This window comes from Flexivirga sp. B27 (assembly GCF_052905685.1).
The window spans coordinates 170,144-187,304 of sequence record NZ_JBPYUM010000001.1 but is presented as its reverse complement, the minus strand read 5'-3'; the positions used below and the strand labels follow the sequence as shown (position 1 = coordinate 187,304).

18 protein-coding genes are annotated in these 17,161 nt (G+C 68.3%); 12 read left to right on the top strand and 6 right to left on the bottom strand.

The window, feature by feature from the left end; genetic code table 11:
• Positions 1-128: 128 nt before the first annotated feature.
• The 3 genes from ACSZL9_RS00855 to ACSZL9_RS00845 are packed head-to-tail and all read left to right on the top strand — an operon-like array spanning position 129 to position 2,517.
• Complete coding sequence (locus ACSZL9_RS00855) at positions 129-812, top strand: ABC transporter ATP-binding protein (protein ID WP_446665091.1); 684 nt, start codon at positions 129-131, stop codon at positions 810-812.
• On the top strand, positions 809-1,552 hold the full coding sequence (locus ACSZL9_RS00850) for an ABC transporter permease (protein ID WP_446663564.1): 744 nt from the start codon (positions 809-811) through the stop codon (positions 1,550-1,552). The genes ACSZL9_RS00855 and ACSZL9_RS00850 overlap by 4 nt, the downstream gene beginning before the upstream one ends.
• Positions 1,549-2,517 carry a COX15/CtaA family protein gene (locus tag ACSZL9_RS00845; protein WP_446663563.1) on the top strand — a complete coding sequence of 323 codons (969 nt, stop codon included), beginning with the start codon at positions 1,549-1,551 and terminating at the stop codon, positions 2,515-2,517. The genes ACSZL9_RS00850 and ACSZL9_RS00845 overlap by 4 nt, the downstream gene beginning before the upstream one ends.
• A gap of 45 nt (positions 2,518-2,562) precedes the next feature.
• On the opposite strand, the gene ACSZL9_RS00840 is transcribed toward ACSZL9_RS00845, so the two are convergent.
• A complete protein-coding gene (locus tag ACSZL9_RS00840) occupies positions 2,563-3,531 on the bottom strand; it encodes a heme o synthase (RefSeq protein WP_446665090.1) in 969 nt (322 codons plus the stop codon).
• Between the two features lie 168 nt (positions 3,532-3,699).
• Here ACSZL9_RS00840 and tkt point away from each other — a divergent pair, with 168 nt between their 5' ends.
• The 6 genes from tkt (at position 3,700) to pgl (ending at position 11,892) form a co-directional block, all read left to right on the top strand.
• Positions 3,700-5,865, top strand: a complete 2,166-nt coding sequence (gene tkt, locus ACSZL9_RS00835) for a transketolase (protein ID WP_446663562.1) — start codon at positions 3,700-3,702, stop codon at positions 5,863-5,865.
• A gap of 2 nt (positions 5,866-5,867) precedes the next feature.
• Positions 5,868-6,986 carry a transaldolase gene (gene tal, locus ACSZL9_RS00830; protein ID WP_446663561.1) on the top strand — a complete coding sequence of 373 codons (1,119 nt, stop codon included), beginning with the start codon at positions 5,868-5,870 and terminating at the stop codon, positions 6,984-6,986.
• Complete coding sequence (locus tag ACSZL9_RS00825) at positions 6,983-8,599, top strand: glucose-6-phosphate isomerase (RefSeq protein WP_446663560.1); 1,617 nt, start codon at positions 6,983-6,985, stop codon at positions 8,597-8,599. Before tal ends, ACSZL9_RS00825 begins: the two co-directional genes overlap by 4 nt.
• A 64-nt stretch (positions 8,600-8,663) precedes the next feature.
• On the top strand, positions 8,664-10,208 hold the full coding sequence (zwf, locus tag ACSZL9_RS00820) for a glucose-6-phosphate dehydrogenase (protein WP_446663559.1): 1,545 nt from the start codon (positions 8,664-8,666) through the stop codon (positions 10,206-10,208).
• Positions 10,205-11,143 (top strand): glucose-6-phosphate dehydrogenase assembly protein OpcA, encoded by a 939-nt coding sequence (locus tag ACSZL9_RS00815; RefSeq protein WP_446663558.1) that lies wholly within the window; start codon positions 10,205-10,207, stop codon positions 11,141-11,143. Before zwf ends, ACSZL9_RS00815 begins: the two co-directional genes overlap by 4 nt.
• Positions 11,144-11,163: 20 nt before the next feature.
• Positions 11,164-11,892 (top strand): 6-phosphogluconolactonase, encoded by a 729-nt coding sequence (pgl, locus tag ACSZL9_RS00810; protein WP_446663557.1) that lies wholly within the window; start codon positions 11,164-11,166, stop codon positions 11,890-11,892.
• Positions 11,893-11,894: 2 nt separating this feature from the next.
• On the opposite strand, the gene ACSZL9_RS00805 is transcribed toward pgl, so the two are convergent.
• Positions 11,895-13,160, bottom strand: coding sequence for a lipase family protein (locus ACSZL9_RS00805; RefSeq protein WP_446663556.1), 1,266 nt, complete (start codon positions 13,158-13,160; stop codon positions 11,895-11,897).
• Between the two features lie 120 nt (positions 13,161-13,280).
• Positions 13,281-13,943 (bottom strand): RDD family protein, encoded by a 663-nt coding sequence (locus ACSZL9_RS00800; RefSeq protein ID WP_446663555.1) that lies wholly within the window; start codon positions 13,941-13,943, stop codon positions 13,281-13,283.
• Between the two features lie 216 nt (positions 13,944-14,159).
• Here ACSZL9_RS00800 and ACSZL9_RS00795 point away from each other — a divergent pair, with 216 nt between their 5' ends.
• The 3 genes from ACSZL9_RS00795 to ACSZL9_RS00785 are packed head-to-tail and all read left to right on the top strand — an operon-like array spanning position 14,160 to position 15,477.
• The gene (locus ACSZL9_RS00795; protein ID WP_446663554.1) at positions 14,160-14,510 is read left to right on the top strand and encodes an ArsR/SmtB family transcription factor; all 351 of its coding nucleotides are present in this window, start codon (positions 14,160-14,162) and stop codon (positions 14,508-14,510) included.
• Complete coding sequence (locus ACSZL9_RS00790; protein ID WP_446663553.1) at positions 14,507-14,995, top strand: SRPBCC family protein; 489 nt, start codon at positions 14,507-14,509, stop codon at positions 14,993-14,995. The genes ACSZL9_RS00795 and ACSZL9_RS00790 overlap by 4 nt, the downstream gene beginning before the upstream one ends.
• On the top strand, positions 14,995-15,477 hold the full coding sequence (locus ACSZL9_RS00785; RefSeq protein WP_446663552.1) for a VOC family protein: 483 nt from the start codon (positions 14,995-14,997) through the stop codon (positions 15,475-15,477). The genes ACSZL9_RS00790 and ACSZL9_RS00785 overlap by 1 nt, the downstream gene beginning before the upstream one ends.
• Before the next feature lie 110 nt (positions 15,478-15,587).
• Here ACSZL9_RS00785 and ACSZL9_RS00780 read toward each other — a convergent pair whose 3' ends face one another.
• The 3 genes from ACSZL9_RS00780 to tpiA all read right to left on the bottom strand — a co-directional run bounded on the left by ACSZL9_RS00780 (position 15,588) and on the right by tpiA (position 17,161).
• On the bottom strand, positions 15,588-15,938 hold the full coding sequence (locus tag ACSZL9_RS00780; RefSeq protein WP_446663551.1) for an RNA polymerase-binding protein RbpA: 351 nt from the start codon (positions 15,936-15,938) through the stop codon (positions 15,588-15,590).
• 52 nt (positions 15,939-15,990) lie between these two features.
• A complete protein-coding gene (gene secG / locus ACSZL9_RS00775; RefSeq protein WP_446663550.1) occupies positions 15,991-16,233 on the bottom strand; it encodes a preprotein translocase subunit SecG in 243 nt (80 codons plus the stop codon).
• 97 nt (positions 16,234-16,330) lie between these two features.
• Positions 16,331-17,161: a triose-phosphate isomerase gene (gene tpiA, locus ACSZL9_RS00770; RefSeq protein WP_446663549.1), complete on the bottom strand. Its 831-nt coding sequence runs from the start codon at positions 17,159-17,161 to the stop codon at positions 16,331-16,333.

Below are 17,161 nucleotides of genomic sequence, written 5' to 3'. Positions count from 1 at the left end.
CCGCCACAGGCCAGCGGAAGTGGCACCAGCTTCACGACCTACACTCGTCCGTCGTGAGTGTTTCCGTTCCGCAGGTCGTCGTCGACCGCGTGACGCACCACTACGGAAGCAAGCTTGCCCTCGACGAGATGAGCTGGCAGGCCCCGGAGGGCGCGATCACCTGTGTCCTCGGACCCAACGGCGCCGGCAAGACCTCCGTCATGGAGATGGCCGAGGGCCTGCGCCGCCCGGAGTCCGGCACCATCCGTGTGCTGGGCACCGACCCCTGGGGCGCCGGGGCCGCACACCGCAGTCGCGTCGGCGTGATGCTGCAGGACGGCGGCCTGCCCGGCTCGGTCAAGCCGCTGCGACTCCTGCAGCACATCGCCAGGCTGTATGACGCGACCGACGAATTCCCCGCCCTGGTGGACGAACTCGGGATCAACGAGTTCGGCGGCACGTCCGTGCGCCGCCTCTCCGGCGGGCAACGGCAGCGCGTGGCACTCGCGGCCGCACTGATCGGCCGGCCCGAGGTGGTCTTCCTCGACGAGCCGAGCGCTGGGCTGGATCCGCATGCTCGCCTCGACGTCTGGGACCTGGTCCGACGCACCCGCGACCGCGGTTGCTGCGTCGTGGTGACCACACACTCCTTCGAGGAGGCGGACCGACTCGCCGACCGCGTGATCATCGTCGCCGCCGGGACGGTGGCGGCCGAGGGAACCGTCGCCGAGGTCAGCGGGCCCGGCGGACTCGAAGACACCTACTTCTCGTTGACGCGGGCGACCCCGAAGTCGACGTCCCCGAAGAAATCCCCGAAGAAGACGACGACATGACCTCACCCGCCCTGCGCGCGCGGAGCCAGGCGGGCTTCGAGGTCCGCACGCTGCTGTCCAACGGCGAGCAACTGCTGGTCTCGCTCCTGCTGCCGGCCATCGCTCTCGTCGCGCTCGCGATCGGCACCGCCCCCGACCTCGGTCCCGGGCGCCGCATCGACATCGTGGTGCCCAGTGTCCTGGCGCTCGCCGTGGTGTCCACGGCGTTCACCGGGCAGGCCATATCCACCGGCTTCGACCGCAGGTATGGCGTGCTGCGTCTGCTCGGAGTCACCCCACTCGGCCGCTCCGGCCTGCTGGCCGGCAAGGCCATCGCCGTCGTCGCGGTCGTCGCGCTGCAGACCGTCGTCCTGGGCATCCTCGGTGCGTGCTTCGGCTGGCAGCCCGACGTGCCGGGCCTGCTGGTCGGGCTGCTGATCATGCTGCTCGGCACGTGGACCTGGGTCGCGCTCGCGTTGCTGATCTCCGGCGTGCTGCGGGCCGAGGCCGTGCTCGCCGTCGCCAACCTGCTGTGGGTGCTCTTCGCGGGGGTCGGTGGCCTGTTGCTGCCGACCCAGCAGTTCCCGGACGCCGTGGGCACGATCATCCGTCTGCTTCCGTCCGGATCACTGGGTGACGGCCTCCGTGACGCCATGACCGGCCAGTTCGACTCGCTGCTCGAGCCGGTGCTGGTGTTACTCCTGTGGGGAGCCGCCGCGACCGCAGCCACAGCCGCCACCTTCCGATGGGACGACCGATGATCACCGACTCCGCACCGCGCACCGACTCCGAGGGGACCCGCGGGACCTGGTCGCCGCTGCCGCCCGCGCCGTCGGGGAGCTCGCTCGCCGAGTGGCTGCGCCGACTCTTCTGGCTCAACCTCGTCGTCGAGGTGCTGATCGTCGCGACCGGCGGGCTGGTCCGCCTGACGGCTAGCGGTCTGGGCTGCCCGGACTGGCCGCAGTGCGTGCCCGGTTCGCTCACACCGGTCGAGCACCAGGAGCAGTCCTGGCACAAATACATCGAGTTCGGCAACCGCACGATGACCAGCGTCGTCAGCATCGTCGCAGTGGCACTGCTCGTCGCACTCATCGTCGACCAGCGCAAGGGATCCGGCCGGCGTGGCCTCTGGCCGCCGGTCGCGTGGATCCTCTTCGGCATCGCGGTGCAGGCCGTCGTCGGCGGCATCTCGGTGCGCACCGGGCTGAACCCCGCGATCGTCGCCGGGCACTTCCTCGCCTCGATGGTGCTGGTCGCTGCCTCGGCCTGGCTGGTCTACCGGTCGCGGGAGACCGACGCCGCACCACGCTCGCTGGTGCCGCGCGAGGTGCGCTGGCTCGCCGCACTGACCGCTGTCGTCGTCGCGGTGGTGTTGTTCCTCGGCACCCTGGTCACCGGCGCCGGACCGCATTCCGGTGACGACGCGGAGCACCCGGCTCGGCTGGGCATCGACGTGCGCACCGTCGCCTGGCTGCACGCCGACACCGTCATGTTGCTGACCGGGCTCGTCGTGGCCATGCTCGTCGCGACGCTGCTGGTCGCCCGTCATACCAGGGCACCACGGGCCTGGGGCTGGGTGCTCGGCGTGATCGTGCTGCAGGGCATCGTCGGCTACACGCAGTACTTCCTGGAGGTCCCTGCCGGCCTGGTGGAGATCCACATGATCCTGGCCAGCCTGCTGGTCGTCGCCACGACCTGGGCGGTCCTCAGCCTGCGCGAACGCTGAGCGGCGCCGGGCCGGCAACGCGGCCGCGCGGGCCAAGCGGACAGGTCAGAAGACGATGTGCACCAGCGGGTCGACCGCGACGCCGACGAAGACGAGCGTCAGGTAGCTGATCGAGTAGTGGAACAACCGCATCGGCTTCAGCACCTTGTATGACGCGCCGGTGCGCGCCCGATGCAGCAGCACGTGCGCCTCGCGCAGGAAGACCACACCGGAGACGAGCGCGATGACGGTGTAGATCACGCCCATGTCGCCGACCGGCACCAGCGCGAGCGTGGACAGCACGGTCACCCAGGTGTAGGCGACGATCTGCTTGGCCACCGCGACGTCCTCGGCGACCACCGGCAGCATCGGCACGCCGGCGTTGGCGTAGTCGTCACGGAAGCGCATCGACAACGGCCAGTAGTGCGGCGGCGTCCAGAAGAACACCACCAGGAAGAGGATCAGCGCGGACCAGCTCAGCGAGCCCGTGACCGCGGACCAGCCGATCAGGGTCGGCATACAGCCGGCGATGCCGCCCCACACGATGTTCTGCGACGTCCGCCGCTTCAGCAGCAGGGTGTAGAAGCCGACGTAGAGCACGATGGCCCCGAACGACAACGCCGCCGACAGCCAGTTGACCAGGAGTCCGAGCCACAGCACCGAGATGACTCCGAGCGTCACGCCGAAGATCAGGCCGGCACGCGGAGTGATCGCACCGGTCGCCAGTGGGCGGCCCTCGGTGCGGTGCATCAGCCGGTCGATGTCGCGGTCGAGATAGCAGTTGAGCGAGTTCGCGGAGCCGGCCGACAGCGAGCCGCCGATCAGGGTGGCCAGGATGAGCCACGCCGACGGGACCCCGCGATCGGCGAGGAACATCACCGGGAACGTCGTGACGAGCAGTAGCTCGATGATGCGTGGCTTGGTCAGCGCGAGGTAGTCGCGCGCGACGGCACCGAACGATCGGCGAGGAGCATCACCCGGAGAGCGGTCGGTGGCGGCCTGGCCGTCCGCGGAGCGCGGCTCGATCGCAGTCACTCTCGTCACTTCCGTTGCCTGTGGGGGTTGGTGTCCGGTGGGCACGTCACCACCTGGACGCTTCGCAGTCTATCCCGCCGAAGGACGTTGCCCGTCGTGTGGGTGCCGGGGCTAGGCTCGGTCGGGAAAGTACGCCAATGTTCGTTCAATCCGTGGGAGTAATCTGCCGTGACCCAGGACACCACAGCCACCTCAGGACGCCGCGACTCCTCGCTCGCGGACCCGATCGCCACGAACGCCGGCTGGACCCCGGTCGACGTCCGCGCGGTCGACACCGTCCGGGTGCTCGCCGCCGACGCCGTGCAGAAGAAGGGCAACGGCCACCCGGGCACCGCGATGAGCCTCGCCCCGCTGGCCTATCTGCTCTACCAGAACGTCATGCGCATCGACCCCAGTGATCCGCACTGGATCGGCCGGGACCGTTTCGTGCTGTCGTGCGGACACTCCAGCCTCACCCAGTACATCCAGCTCTACCTGTCCGGTTACGGGCTGGAGCTGGCCGACCTCGAGGCACTGCGCACCTGGGAGTCGCTCACCCCCGGGCACCCGGAGTACGGCCACACCGACGGCGTCGACATCACCACCGGACCGCTCGGCTCCGGCATCGCCTCCGCGACCGGTATGGCGATGGCGCAGCGCCGCCAGCGCGGCCTGCTCGACCCGGACGCGGCCCCCGGCGAGAGCCCGTTCGACCACCACGTCTGGGTCATCGCGTCCGACGGTGACCTGATGGAAGGCGTTTCGGCAGAGGCAGCTTCGCTCGCCGGTCACCAGCAGCTGGGCAACCTCATCGCCTTCTACGACCAGAACCAGATCTCCATCGAGGACGACACCGACGTGTCGTTCACCGAGGACGTCGCAGGACGCTACGCGGCATACGGCTGGCACGTGCAGACCGTCGACTGGCGCCCGGGCGCCAAGCCGGACAGCGACCGCGACAGCTACACCGAGAACGTCGACGACCTGCTGGCCGCGATCGAGCAGGCCAAGTCGGTCACCGACAAGCCGTCGATGATCTGCCTGCGCACCATCCTGGCCTGGCCGGCACCGACCAAGCAGGGCACCGGCAAGGCACACGGCAGCGCGCTCGGCGATGACGAGGTCGCCGGCACCAAGAAGCTCCTCCGCTTCGACCCGGACAAGAGCTTCCAGGTCGAGGACGAGGTCATCGAGCACACCCGCAAGGTCAAGGACCGCGGGCAGCAGGCGCACGCCGAGTGGGACAAGGCATACAACGCCTGGCGCGACGCCAACCCCGACGGCGCGAAGCTGCTGGACCGCCTCGTCGGGCGAGAGCTGCCCGCAGACTTCGCAGCCGCGATCCCCACCTTCGAGGCCGACGCCAAGGGCATCGCCACCCGCGCCGCGTCCGGCAAGGTCCTCACCGCACTCGCGCCGGTGCTGCCGGAGCTGTGGGGCGGCTCGGCCGACCTGGCCGGCTCCAACAACACCACGATGGACGGCGAGCCGAGCTTCGTGCCCGAGGAGTGGCAGACCGACGAGTGGAAGGGCGGTCCCTACGGCCGCACGCTGCACTTCGGCATCCGGGAGAACGCCATGGGTATGGCGCTCAACGGCATCGCGCTCGAAGGCCTGACCCGCCCCTACGGCGGCACCTTCCTGGTCTTCTCCGACTACATGCGCCCGGCCGTCCGGCTAGCTGCCATCCAGCGCATCCCGGTCACGTTCGTGTGGACGCACGACTCGATCGGTCTCGGTGAGGACGGCCCGACGCACCAGCCGATCGAGCACCTGGCGGCGCTGCGCGCCATACCGGACCTGGACGTCGTGCGGCCTGCGGACGCCAACGAGACCGCCGTCGCATGGCGCACCATCCTGGAGCACACCGACCGCCCCGCCGGACTCATCCTGTCGCGGCAGGCGCTGCCGACGCTGGACCGCACCGAATACGCCTCGGCCGAAGGCGTTGCGCGTGGCGCCTACGTCCTGGCCGACACCGACGGCACACCGGACGTCATCCTGGTGGCGACGGGTTCGGAGGTCAGCCTCGCGCTGGAGGCCCGGAAGGCTTTGGGCGAAAAGAACGTTGAAGCTCGTGTGGTGTCCATGCCGAGCCGCGAGTGGTTCGCGGCCCAGGACGCCACCTACCGCGAGCAAGTGCTCCCGGCATCAGTGAAGGCGCGAGTCAGCATCGAGGCCGCGACCACGTTCGGCTGGCGCGACATCGTCGGCGACGCCGGACGGATGGTCGGCATCGACCACTTCGGCGCCAGCGCCGACGGCGCCGAGCTGATGGAGAAATTCGGCTTCACCGTGGACGCCGTGGTGTCCGCGGCGCAGGAGTCCGTTCAGGCAGCTACAGGAGGCAACTGAAGATGGCAAACACGAACACACAGGCACTGAGTGACCTCGGCGTCTCGATCTGGCTGGACGACCTGAGCCGCGCGCTGATCGCCGACGGCGACCTGGCGAAGCTCGCCGAGGACAAGAACGTCGTCGGCGTCACGACCAACCCGACGATCTTCGCGTCCGCGCTGTCGGACGGCTCGGCATACAACGATCAGGTGGCGCAGCTCGCGTCGGCGGGCACCTCCGTCAACGACGCCGTCTTCGAGATCACCACCGAGGACGTTCGCACCGCGTGTGACGTGCTGCGCCCGGTCTACGACGCGACCGACGGTCGCGACGGCCGCGTGTCCATCGAGGTGGAGCCGGGTCTGGCCCGTGACACCGAGGGCACCATCGCCCAGGCGAAGCAGCTGTGGGCCAAGGTCGACCGCCCCAACGTGATGATCAAGATCCCGGCGACCGCCGAGGGCCTGCCGGCGATCGCCGCCGCGACCGCCGAGGGCATCAACGTCAACATCACGCTGATCTTCTCGCTGGAGCGCTACCGCGGTGTGATGAACGCCTTCCTCACCGGCCTCGAGCAGGCGAAGGAGGCCGGCAAGGACCTGTCGCAGATCCGCTCGGTCGCATCGTTCTTCGTCTCCCGGGTCGACTCCGAGATCGACAAGCGCCTGGACGCGATCGGCAGCGAGGAGGCCACGGCGCTCAAGGGCAAGGCGGGTGTCGCCAACGCCCGGCTCGCCTACCAGGCGTTCGAGGAAGTCTTCAGCACCCCGCGCTGGCAGAGCCTGGCGGACGCCGGCGCGCACCTGCAGCGCCCGCTGTGGGCGTCCACCGGCGTCAAGGACCCGGCATACCCCGACACCATGTATGTCGTGGACCTCGCGGTGAAGGACACGGTCAACACCATGCCGCCGAAAACCCTTGATGCGCTTGCCGATAACGGTGGCGTGCAGGGCGACCAGGTCACCGGCAACTACGCCGACGCGGCCGCCGTGCTCGACGCGCTGGAGAAGCTGGGCATCTCCTACAACGAGGTGGTGCAGCTGCTCGAGGACGAGGGGTTGAGCAAGTTCGACAAGTCCTGGGAGGAGTTGCTCGGCTCGATCAAGAGCGAGCTGGACAAGGCCGGAGCGTCGGCGTGACCGGGCTTGTCGTGACCGCTGTCGGCGGGGCGGCGGATGCCATCGCCGCCCACGTCCCGCAGCTGGTGTCCGACGGTTTCGCCGGCAAGCTCTTCGCGCAGGACGCCACCCTGTGGGGTCCTGCGGCGGAGTCGGAGGCCGGCAAGCGCCTGTCCTGGGTGGGTCTCGCGTCGTCCTCGCGGCCGATGGTCGCCGAGATCGAAGCATTGCGAGCCAAATTCGCGCAGCAGGGTCTTGACCGTGTCGTGCTCTGCGGCATGGGCGGCTCGTCGCTCGCGCCGGAGGTCATCTGTGCGTCCGACGGAGTCGCCCTCACCGTCCTGGACTCCTCGCAACCGGACATGGTCCGGGCTGCCGTGGAGGACCGGCTGCAGGAGACCGTCATCGTGGTCTCGTCCAAGTCCGGTTCGACGGTCGAGACCGACTCCCAGCGGCGTGCCTACGAGAAGGCCTTCCAGGACGCCGGGATCGACCCGGCCGAGCGCATCGTGGTCGTGACCGATCCCGGGAGCCCGCTGGACAAGCAGGCCCGCGAGTCCGGCTACGCCGTCTTCAACGCCGACCCGGGTGTCGGCGGTCGCTACTCGGCGCTGACCGCTTTCGGGCTGGTGCCCAGCGGCTTGGCCGGCGCAGACATCGGCCGGTTGCTGGACGAGGCGGCGGCGGTGACCGACGTGTTGTCCGCCGACGACGAGAGCAACCCGGGTTTGCGTCTGGGCGCCGCGCTCGGCGGCACCCGCCCGGTCCGGGACAAGGTCGTGCTGATCGACGCCGGCACCGCCGCCGTCGGTTTCGGCGACTGGACCGAGCAACTGATCGCCGAGAGCACCGGCAAGGACGGCAAGGGTCTGCTGCCCGTCGTCGTCGGCGACTCCCCCAGCGGCGACCAGCTCTCGGACGAGCTCTATGTGCGGCTGGTGGCTGCCGACGACGAGTCGCAGCCGTCCGGTGACGCCGTGGTCAACGTCGGCGGCTCGCTCGGCGGCGCGATGCTGCTGTGGGAGACCGCGGTTGCGACCGCCGGTCGGTTGATCGGGATCAACCCGTTCGACCAGCCCGACGTCGAGAGCGCCAAGGCTGCGGCCCGGGATCTGCTCGATGCCGGCACCGGCTCGGTCGCCGCACCGGCATACACCGATGGTGCGATCGAGGTGCGCAGCGCCGGACCGGACTTCCTCGGCGACGCGAGCACGACCGGCGAGGCACTGCAGGCGCTGTTCGCGCAGTTGCCCGACGACGGCTACCTGGCCGTGATGGCCTACGTCGACCGGGTCGCCGATCAGTCCCTGGCTGACGTGCGAGTCCCGTTGGCGCGCAAGCTGTCTCGTCCGGTGACGTTCGGCTTCGGGCCGCGTTTCCTGCACTCCACGGGGCAATACCACAAGGGCGGACCGGCCGACGGGATCTACTTGCAGATCACCACGGCCGCCAACCAGGACCTGTCGATCCCGGGACGTGAGTTCACCTTCGGTGACTTCATCGACTCCCAGTCCGGCGGGGACGCCAAGGTGCTGGCCGAGCACGGTCGCCCGGTGCTGCGGCTCAACCTCACCGATCACGAGGCCGGCCTGGCACAACTGCAGCAGGCGATTGCGGAGGTCACGTCCTCATGAGTGAGCGCAGCGAAGGAACAACAACTCAGTCGAATGGCAGGACCCGACGTAGTCGGGACCTGCCATGAGTCCTGCCCGCGTCACTCGCGGCAGCAACCCGTTGCGGCAGGCCGACGACCGTCGGCTCCCCCAGATCGCCGGTCCGTGTGCCCTGGTGATGTTCGGCGTGACCGGCGATCTGGCCCGCAAGAAGCTGCTGCCCGCGATCTACGACCTGACCAACCGGGGCCTGCTGCCGCCCGGTTTCGCGCTGGTCGGTTTCGCCCGCCGCGACTGGGATGACGCGGAATTCGCCCGGGTGGTCGAGGAGGCCGTGCGTGCGGGGGCGCGCACGCCGTTCCGTGCCGAGACCTGGCGCAACTTCTGTGAGGGCCTGCGTTTCGTCCGCGGCAGTTTCGACGACGACGACGCGTTCGACCAGCTGTCCCGGACGCTGCAGGCGCTCGACGAGGAACGCGGCACCGGCGGCAACACCGCGTTCTACCTGTCGATCCCGCCGGGAGCTTTCGACCAGGTCTGCTCCCAGCTGGACCGGTCCGGCTTGGCGCGACCACGCAACGGCTCCTGGAGCCGCGTTGTCATCGAGAAGCCGTTCGGGCACGACCTGACCAGCGCCCGCGAGCTGAACGCCACTCTGGAGCGGGTGTTTCCGGCCGATGCGATCTTCCGCATCGACCACTACCTCGGCAAGGAGACCGTCCAGAACCTGCTGGCGCTGCGTTTCGCGAACCAGCTCTTCGAGCCGGTCTGGAACTCCCACTACGTGGACCACGTGCAGATCACGATGGCCGAGGACATCGGCATCGCAGGTCGTGCGGGTTACTACGACGGCATCGGAGCGGCGCGCGACGTCATACAGAACCACCTGCTGCAGTTGCTCGCGCTGACCGCGATGGAGCAGCCGAATTCCTTCGGTGCCAACGAGTTGCGCGCCGAGAAGGAGAAGGTGCTGGCCGCCGTCCGGTTGCCCGACGACCTGTCGACAGCGACGGCGCGCGGGCGTTACACCGCCGGCTGGCAGGGCAGCGAGAAGGTCGTCGGCTACCTCGACGAGGACGGCATCGACCCCGAGTCGACCACCGAGACGTATGCCGCGCTCAAGCTCGACGTGCGCACCCGGCGATGGGCCGGAGTGCCGTTCTACCTGCGCACCGGCAAACGCCTGGGCAAGCGCGTCACCGAGATCGCCGTGATCTTCAAGCGCGCACCGCACCTGCCCTTCACCGACACGGCCACCGAGGAGCTCGGACAGAACGCCATCGTCATCCGGGTGCAGCCCGACGAGGGCACCACCATCCGCTTCGGTTCCAAGGTCCCTGGGGCGGGATCGATGGAAGTCCGTGACGTGACAATGGATTTCGGCTACGGCAGTGCCTTCACCGAGTCCAGTCCGGAGGCCTACGAACGCCTCATCCTGGATGTGCTGCTCGGCGAGCCGCCGTTGTTCCCGCGGCACGAGGAGGTCGAGTCGTCCTGGCGCATCCTCGACCCGGTCGAACGCTTCTGGGCACGCAAGGGTGTGCCGGAGAGCTACGAGTCGGGCAGTTGGGGGCCGCAGAGCGCAGATGACCTGCTCGCCCGCGACGGACGTGTGTGGAGGCTGCCGTGATCAACGAACTGTCCGACACGACGACGAAGGCCATCAGCAAGCAGCTGGTCAAGCTGCGCAACGAGAGCGGCACGATGACGCTCGGTCGGGTGATGACCCTGATCATCGTGGTCGACGAGGCCGACGCGGACGAAGCGATCGACGCGGCGATCCACGCCACGCGCCAGCATCCCAGCCGCATCATCGCCCTGGTCTCCGGCAGCGCCCGTGGCGCGAGTCGGCTCGACGCACAGGTGTGCGTCGGCACCGACGCCGGTGGCAGCGAGATCATCGTGCTGCGCATGTATGGCGAGCTGACCAAGCACGGGGCCAGTGTCGTGACCCCGTTGCTGGCCGCGGACACGCCGGTCGTCGCCTGGTGGCCGGGTGAGGCGAAGGATGTTGCCACCTCTCCCATCGGGCAGCTCTCCGAGCGGCGCATCACCGATGCGTCCCTTGCGAAGAACCCGCGAAAAGCGTTGCAGCGCAGGCGTGCCGACTACGCCCGAGGCGACACCGACATGGCGTGGTCGCGCACCACGAGGTGGCGCGGGTTGCTCGCTGCCGCGCTGGACCTGCCGCCGTACGAGCAGGTCACCTCGGTGACCGTGACGGGCGCCTCGGACTCGGCCAGCACCGACCTGGTGGCGGGTTGGCTCGCCGTCCGGCTGAAGTGCCCGGTGCGGCGTGCTCGCTCCGCCCCCGGCACCGGCCTGGTCACTGTGCGCATGGAGCGCACGTCGGGACCGATCGAGTTGGTGCGCCCGGACCGCGGGATGGGCACGCTGACCCAACCGGGACAGCCCGAACGTCTGCTGGACCTCACGCGACCGGGCACGGCAGAGTCACTCGCCGAGGAGCTCAGTCGGCTCGGCGGTGACGAGGTCTATCGGCAAGCGTTGGTCAAGGGTCTGCCGCTCGTCACCGACGTGCGGTCCCCGGCGAAGAAGCGGTGACGGCACCGCGAGGAGGATGAATGATGACGATCGAACGCCGTGCGACCAAGGACGAGCTCGGCAAGGATGTCTCTGATCAGTTGGTCACCGAAATCGTTGCGGCGCAACAGGATCGCGGCGTTGCTCACATTGTGCTGACCGGCGGGTCGATGGGCGGGCAGTCCTTGCAGTCCCTGCCCGGGGCTGAGGGCATCGACTGGTCGGCAGTGCACTTCTGGTGGGGCGACGAGCGTTTCGTCCCGGCCGGCGACAGTGACCGCAACGACCTCGAGGCCGACAATGCGGCGCTGTCCGCATTGCCGGTGCCTGCCGAGCACATCCACCGCGTCGCCGGCTCGGACAGCGCTGCGTCCGCGGAGGAGAGCGCCGCGGCATACTCCGACGCGATCCGCGCGCCGAAGCCGGGAGATGGCATGTTCGACGTCGTCATGCTGGGCATGGGCCCGGACGGTCACGTCGCGTCACTCTTCCCGCATCATCCTGCGCAGCGCACCGAGGACGCCATTGCGATCGCGGTGCACGACTCCCCCAAGCCGCCGCCGGACCGGGTGTCACTGACGTTCGAGTGCTTGGGCCGCAGCCGACAGGTCTGGCTCCTGGTCGCCGGCAGCGAAAAGGCATCGGCTGTCGCCGCGGCGCACGTGCCCGGCGCGAGTCGCTGGGATGTGCCCGCCGCCGGCGTGCACGGCCAGGACGCCACGATCTGGTGGCTCGACGACGATGCAGCGGCCGAGCTGTCGCACGGCTGACGCTAGCCGGCCGACGTCAGTTTCGCGCACGAATCGGCGGCCGGGACTCCCGCCAGCCGGTGCTCGGTCCAGCTGATCAGCTGCGGCAGCAGCGGCGAATCGCCGCGCGCAACCCCGCCGTGGCCACGGCCGGCATATTGCCGGTAGTCCAGCTGCTGGCCACGCTCACACATCCCCCGCGCGTAGGCGCGCTGCACCCCGGCGGGCACCAACTTGTCCGCGCCGCCTTGCGCAATCAGCAGCGGCGTCGGATCGATGGCGACCGGGGTGTTCTCGTGCAGCCGGCGTCCGAGTGCGCCGTCGGTCGGCTCCCGGTTGAGCAGCGGAGCGGTCGCGCCCTTCGACACCGCCTGGGCGACATACGTCTCCGCGGTGCGCAGGCAGCGCTCCGAAGCACCTCTGACGAGCTTGTTGCCGGCCGGGTCGACATAGTCGGCGACACGGACATCGGCGTACTCCGCTGCGTATGCCTTCAGCACGAAGGCCATGAAGACCATGCCCTTCGGGATGGAGTTGAAATGCCGTGCGAGAGCAGGCATGTCGCTGGTCGGCGCGATGGCCGCCACCCCGGTGAGCGGGACGTCGGGCGCGTAGGAGCGCTGGATCTGGCGCGTCCACAGCGCGGCACCTCCTCCCTGCGAAAGGCCCCACAGGACAGTGCGTTTCGAGACCGAGACGTGCCGCAGCTGCCGGGCGGCGCGCACCGCGTCCAGCACGGAGCGCCCCTCCCCCTGGCCGATCAGATAGGGCTGCGAGCCCGATGTGCCGAGGCCGGTGTAATCGGGGGCGACCAGCAGCCAGTGGTGCCGGATGACGGCACTGAGCTCGTCGCGTATGCCGGAACCCCACGGCTGCGAGTAGAGACTGGGAGCGCACGGCCGGGCATAGCCGGACGTGCCATGGGCCCAGGCGAGCACCGGACGCGGACCGGCCGGCGCATGCTTGCCGAGGACCACGATGCCGCTGGCAACCGCCGACCGTCCGTCCTGCCTGGTGGTCGTGTAGAGGATCCGCCACGCCCGAGCGGTGTCCGGGATGCCCTTGGTGAACGGCTCGGCGCTCAGCAGTCGTCCGGGCTTCTGCGGCACGGACTTCGGCGGGTCGTAGAACGCGTCGACACTGGATGATGCCCGGTGCAGCGAGACGCCCACGACCAACAACCCGGTGATCACGAAAACCGCCGTCGCACTGACAAACCAGTGACGCAGCGGATGCGGTGCGTCATGGCCCAGTCGCGACTGTCGTCGGGCGCGGAACAGCGCGTTCATGAAGAGACCCCCCGTGTGGCGCAGAACGAGCCAGGCGCGCCGATGATGCGTATGACCGTCCAAGGATAGCCATTGCCCGCACCTGACCCGTCATCCACGCCGGGTCAGCGCCGGATCCGGTCAAGGCTGCTTGCCGGGAGGCGGTCCTTGGACGACGACCGTGCTCATCATCTTGTCGGCGAAGGTCTGCCGCTTGTCGTCCCAGAGCGGCCACAGGTAGCCGAGGTAGCAGACCATGCCGTCCAGGATGTGCGCCAGGTCGCGCACGAACGCCGAGCCACCGCCGATCGGCTGGCCGGATGCCTCATCGAGCAGCGAGATGCCGACAGCCTTCTTGCCGATCGACTGCCCCCGGCCGCCCTTGATCCATCGGTTCCAGATCTGGATGCCGAAGACCACGAGAGCACCGAGGAAGATCAGCAGGTAGGAGAGGAGCGACGGCGACCCGGAGGTTGTCGAGTGGCAGTAGCCCGAGCCACAGTCGGTGGTCGTCTCCATCGCGGAGAACATCATGACGTAGCCCGGGATGAGCAGCAGATATGCCGGCAGCGCCACGAGTCCGTCGATCAGGTAGGCACCGACGCGCTGTCCCCAGCTGGCCAGTTGCGGTCGCACCGGGCCGCCGGGCTGGTACGGCCCGCTCAGGTAGGGCTGGCCGGCAAATCCCTGTGGCGCGAATTGCGGTTGCCCGTAGCCGCCTTGCGGGCCGTGCGTGCCTTGCGGCGCCTGCCCGCCATACCCCTGCGGCCGGCCGCCCTGCGCATACGGATCGTTGTAGCTCATCGGAAAACCCTCGGTTTCGTGCCGTGTGGATGGTTCACACCATCGACGTGCCCTCACCGGCGTCGGGTTCCGTCTGTCGGCCGATCAGCTCGAGCGCCCAGGTCTTCAAAGTCCTCCTCAACGCCCTATTCAACCAAATGGTTGACGAAATGGCAGGCACACGTGTCAGGCTCTTCGTACTCAACCATTTGGTTGATGAATGGAAATGAGGTTCCGATGGATCAGCTCTCGCAGGTGTTCGCAGCACTCGCCGACCCGACGCGACGCGACATGGTCGCGCGGCTCACCGAGAGCGACGCCACGCTCAGCGAGCTGGCTGCGCCATACGACGTGAGCGTCCAGGCTGTCTCCAAGCACCTGAAGGTGCTCGAGGGCGCCGGCCTGGTCACTCGCACCCGGCAAGCCCAGTGCCGACCGGCACATCTCGAGGCGGAGATCTTCGACCTGATGACCAAATGGATCGAGCGCTACCAACGTCAGGCTGAGGCGCGATACCAGCGGTTGGACGCTGTGCTCGACGAACTCAACGGACGCGACCAGACCACCATGGAAGGCAACGCATCATGAACACCACGACATGTCCCGAGGCCGTCATCGAGGCGGACGAGCAGCTCCCGATCATCCGAATCACCAGGGATTTCAACGCAACTCCCGCTCAGCTGCTCAAAGCGCACACCGACCCGGAACTCTACGCGAGATGGGTCGGACCGGACGACATCACCACGACCATTGACTACTGGGATGCCCGCACCGGCGGCAGCTGGCGGTTCCTCAACACACGGGGCGACGAGGAGTTCGCCTTCCGCGGCTGCTTCCACGAGGTCAGCGACACCCGCATCGTGCAGACCTTCACCTGGGAGGCGATGCCGGAGGGAGTCTCGCTGGAGACGCTCACCTTCGACGACCTCGGCGACGGTCGCACCCGGTTGCACGCGCAGTCGCTGGTCGACTCGATGGAGGCCCGCGACGGCTGGCTGGCCAGTGACATGGAGGTCGGCGTGAATGACGGTTACGCCAAACTCGACGCCCTGCTGAGCGAGGGAGGCCTGTGATGACGGGGATTCAGCCGTCGCTGTGGTTCCACGACAACGCGGAGGAGGCGATGAACTTCTACGTCGACCTCTTCCCCGACTCACACATCGACTCGATCGAGCGTTATCCGGATGAGTCGCTGAACGAGCACTTCGAGGGTATGTCGGGCAAGGTCCTCAATGGCCGGTTCACCCTGAACGGCGTGCAGTTCACCTGTCTCGACGGCGGCCCCGTGTACACCTTCACCGAGGCGGTGTCGTTCACGGTCCCGTGCGCCGATCAGGCGGAGATCGACCGCTATTGGCAGGCGCTATCGGCCGTGCCCGATGCCGAGCAGTGCGGGTGGTGCAAGGACAAGTTCGGCGTGAGTTGGCAGATCATCCCCGCGAACCTCGGCGAGCTGATGAGCGGGCCGGGCGCCATACAGGCACTGATGGGGATGCAGAAGATCTGTATCGCCGATCTGCGGGCAGCAGGCGATGCTCAACCCGGCAGCGAGTGACGGGTGCTCGATGAACGACGTCGAGTGACGGCGAAATCGTCGAGTGACGGTGAGATTTCACCGTCACTCGGCGAGGAAGCCGTCACTCGCGCAAAGGGGTGGGCGGTGGATCAGGTGATCAGGCCGCGCTGGCGGAGGGTGTCGATCGCCTCGTCGAGGATGACTTCGCCCTCCTCGTCGGACCGCCGCTCCTTCACATACGCCAGGTGCGTCTTGTAGGGCTCGGCGCGCGGCGGGGCCGGCGGGTTTGCCTGGTCCTGGCCGGCCGGGAACCCGCAGCGGGGGCAGTCCCAGGTCTCCGGCACCGCGAGACCCGGCTCCTGCGCAAAACTCGGGCGGGTCTCGTGGCCGTTGGAACACCAGTAGGACACAACGACTCGAGGCGCCGCCTCACCGCGCTCGGCCTCGCCCATCGGGCCTGCACCGACTCGACTACCCCGAATTGCATTGCCACCGGCCACGATTACTCCTTGACGAGGTCCGAAATTCTACGGTGAGTGATTCCCGTCGCTGCTACTGGAAGCGCGCGACCAGGCCGAGGCCAATGACCGCGAGGAACCAGATGATGCTGGCGAGGATCGTCAGCCGGTTGAGGTTCTTCTCCGCGATGGACGAGCCACCGAGGCTGCTGCTGACGCCGCCACCGAACATGTCGGACAGGCCGCTGCCCTTGCCCTTGTGCATCAGGATCAACAGGACCAGGAACAGGCCACTGATGACCACGACCGCCTGGAGCGCGATGCGCATGCCGTCCACGCTGGAGACTCACCTTTACATCGAGAGAATTCGAGAAACTACCGGCGGTGCCCTCGAGCACCTCGGACAAGATTACACGCCGAGGGCAGGTGCTTCGTCAGCTGATGGCGCCCTGGTGTGCCTTGAACCGGCAGATCGCGGCAAACTCTGCCGGGTCCAGCGACGCTCCCCCGACCAGTGCACCGTCGACGTCGTCACGCGCCATGATCGATGCGACGTTGCCGGACTTGACGGATCCGCCATACAGGAAGCGGACCTGGTCGGCCACGTCACCGGAGTAGAGCTCGGCCACGGTGTCGCGCAGCGCGGCGCACGCCTCCTGGGCGTCGTCCGGGGTCGCGACCTCACCGGTCCCGATCGCCCAGATGGGCTCGTAGGCGACGACGACCGACGTCACGTCGTCGGCGGAGATGCCCTCGAGCGCCGCACGCAACTGCACCACGATGTGCTCGACCTGACCGTTCTCCTTGCGGACCTCGAGTTCTTCGCCCACGCACAGGATCGGCGACAGCTCGTGCCGCAGCGCGGCCTTGACCTTCGCGTTGACCGTCTCGTCGGTCTCGTTGTGGATGGTGCGTCGCTCGCTGTGCCCGACCACGACATAGCTGCAACCCAGCTTGGCGAGGAACTCACCGGAGATGTCCCCGGTGTAGGCACCCGAGTCGTATGGCGACAGGTCCTGCGCCCCCAGCCGGAGCTTCAGCCGGTCACCGTCGATCAGTGTCTGCACCGAGCGCAGGTCCGTGAACGGCGGGATGACCGCGACCTCGGTCTCGTCGTGGTCGTGCTTCTTGTCCTGCAGCGTCCAGTCCAGCTTCTGCACCACGACGGTTGCCCGCTGGTGGTCCAGGTTCATCTTCCAGTTGCCCGCGATCAGCGGCGTCCGCGCTGACGAGCTGTCCTTCGATGTGTCCCTCGAGTCAGCCAT